Origin of the sequence: Streptomyces coryli (genome assembly GCF_011044975.1) — a bacterium.
Taxonomy (GTDB): domain Bacteria; phylum Actinomycetota; class Actinomycetes; order Streptomycetales; family Streptomycetaceae; genus Streptomyces; species Streptomyces coryli.
Map to the genome: position 1 here is coordinate 1 of NZ_JAAKZV010000486.1, position 2,371 is coordinate 2,371.

Genomic DNA, 2,371 nt, shown 5'->3' on the forward strand with positions numbered 1-2,371 from the left:
GACGGAGCGACTGCCCCGCCCCGCGGCAATCGCTCCGTCAGCTCCGCCTGCCGCGTCGCCTCCGCCGCTGCCCACGGCGGCAGCCAGCCGTGCGTCGCCCGCTCCAGGAGCGCCTCGCCCGACGCCCGGCAGTGCTCTATGACTTCGGCCGGCGAGGGCCGCGCGGCCGGGTCCTTGGACAGGCAGAGCGCGACCAGGTCCCGCAGCTCCGCCGGACAGCCACTCAGGTCCGGCTCGCCGGTGGCGATGCGGAAGAGCAGCGCGTGGCCGGCGGCCTCGCCGTACGGGTGCGCACCGGTCGCCGCGTAGTGCGTCAGCAGGCCCAGTGCGAAGACGTCGATCGCCGGTCCCGGCGGGCTGTCGCCGGTGATCTGTTCGGGGGCCATGTAGGCCGGGGTGCCCAGGAGTTCGCCCGCCTCGGTGAGCTGCGTGGCGTCCGCGGACCGCGCGATGCCGAAGTCGATCACCCGCGGCCCCTCGGCCGCGAGCAGCACGTTCGACGGCTTGAGGTCGCGGTGCACCACGCCCGCCGCGTGAATCGCGCCGAGCGCCTCGGCGACCCCCGCGACCAGCTGCAGCACCGTCCGCACCGGCAGCGCCCCGTGCCCGGCCACGACCGCGTCCAGCGCGGGCCCCGGCACATACACCCCGGCCAGCCACGGCTGCGCCCCCTCGGTATCGCTGTCCACCACCGGCGCCGTATACGGCCCCTGCACCCGCCGCGCCGCCGCCACCTCGCGCGCGAACCGGCGCCGGAAGTCCGGACTGGCCGCATACTCCTGCCGGATCACCTTCACCGCCAGCGGCTGCCCACCCGGCGAGTACGCCAGATACACCGCACCCATGCCCCCGGACCCCAGCCGCGCCCGCAGCCGATAGCCGCCGACGTGCGTTGGATCATCCCCCCGTAGCTGCTCCATGGGAGATCAAGCTACCTCAGCACCGCCACCGATTCCGGGGGCAGATCGCGTCCAAGGGAGACCTCGCCCCAGGAGGCGATGAGGGTGTCGCAGCCGCGGTGGAGCGGGACCGGTTCGTCGCCGAGATTCACGGCGACCACGTACGGGCCGCGGTGCAGCTGCACGCAGTCGCCCTCCCCGCAGATCCGCAGCTCCGCCGAGCTGAACGCCGGCTCCTCGCGGCGCAGTTCGATCAGCTTCCGGTAGAAGTCCAGCAGCGCCTGGTGCGGCTGCCGCTCCGGCTCGGACCAGTCCAGGCAGGAGCGGTCGCGGGTGGCCGGGTCCTGCGGGTCCGGGACGTCGGCCGCCGCCCAGCCGTGATCCGCGAACTCCCGCCGCCGCCCTTCCCGCACGGCCCGCGCCAGCTCGGGATCCGTGTGGTCGGTGAAGTACTGCCATGGTGTGCGCGCCCCCCACTCCTCTCCCATGAAGAGCATCGGCGTGGCCGGGCCGAGCAGCACGAGCGCTGCCGCGCCGGCGAGCCGGCCGGCGGAGAGGGATGCGGCCAGCCGGTCGCCCGTGGCGCGGTTGCCGATCTGGTCGTGGGTCTGGGCGTAGGCGAGGAGGCGGTGCCGCGGGATGTCGGGCCGCAGCAGGCGGCCGTGGCAGCGGCCGCGGAAGGAGGAGTACGTGCCGTCGTGGAAGAAGCCGCCGGACAGGGTCTTCGCCAGGGCCTCGCGGGGGTTGGCGGCGAAGTCGGCGTAGTAGCCGTGGGATTCGCCGGTCAGAAGGGCATGCAGGGCGTGGTGCAGGTCGTCGTTCCACTGGGCGTGCACCCCCAGGCCGCCGGCCGCGCGCGGGGTGATGACGCGGGGATCGTTGCGGTCGGACTCGGCGATGAGGAACAGCGGGCGGCCCAGATCGCCGCCCAGGAGATCCACGCGCACCGACAGCTCCTCCAGAAAGTGCAGCGCGCGATCGTCGCGCAGCTCGTGCACGGCGTCCAGGCGCAGCCCGTCGATGCGGTAGTCGGTCAGCCAGGCCAGCGCGCTGCCGATGAAGTACGCACGCACCTCGTCCGAGCCGGGACCGTCGAGGTTCACCGCCGCGCCCCACGGAGTCCGGTGGGCATCGGTGAAGTACGGCCCGTACGCGGGGAGATGATTCCCCGACGGCCCGAGGTGGTTGTGCACCACGTCGAGGACGACACCGAGCCCGTGCCCGTGCGCGCTGTCGACAAAGCGCTTCAGTGCCTCCGGCCCGCCGTACGGCTCGTGCACCGCCCACGGCGCCACCCCGTCGTAACCCCATCCGTGCCGCCCGGGAAACGGACAGACCGGCATCAGCTCCACATGCGTGATCCCGAGCCGCGCCAGATGCCCGAGCCGCTCGGCCGCCGCGTCGAAGGTCCCCTCCGGCGTGAACGTGCCCACGTGCAGCTCGTACAGCACCGCCCCCGGCAGCCCCCGCCC

General features: G+C 73.8%; 2 protein-coding genes. Both read right to left on the reverse strand.

Features of this window, described 5'->3' with window-relative positions:
* Positions 1 to 920: serine/threonine-protein kinase (locus G5C51_RS41555; RefSeq protein ID WP_165246062.1), on the reverse strand; the 920-nt coding region annotated here is incomplete at its 3' end.
* A gap of 11 nt (positions 921 to 931) precedes the next feature.
* Positions 932 to 2,371 (reverse strand): malto-oligosyltrehalose trehalohydrolase (gene treZ / locus G5C51_RS41560; protein WP_165246064.1); only part of this gene is annotated, 1,440 nt, incomplete at its 5' end.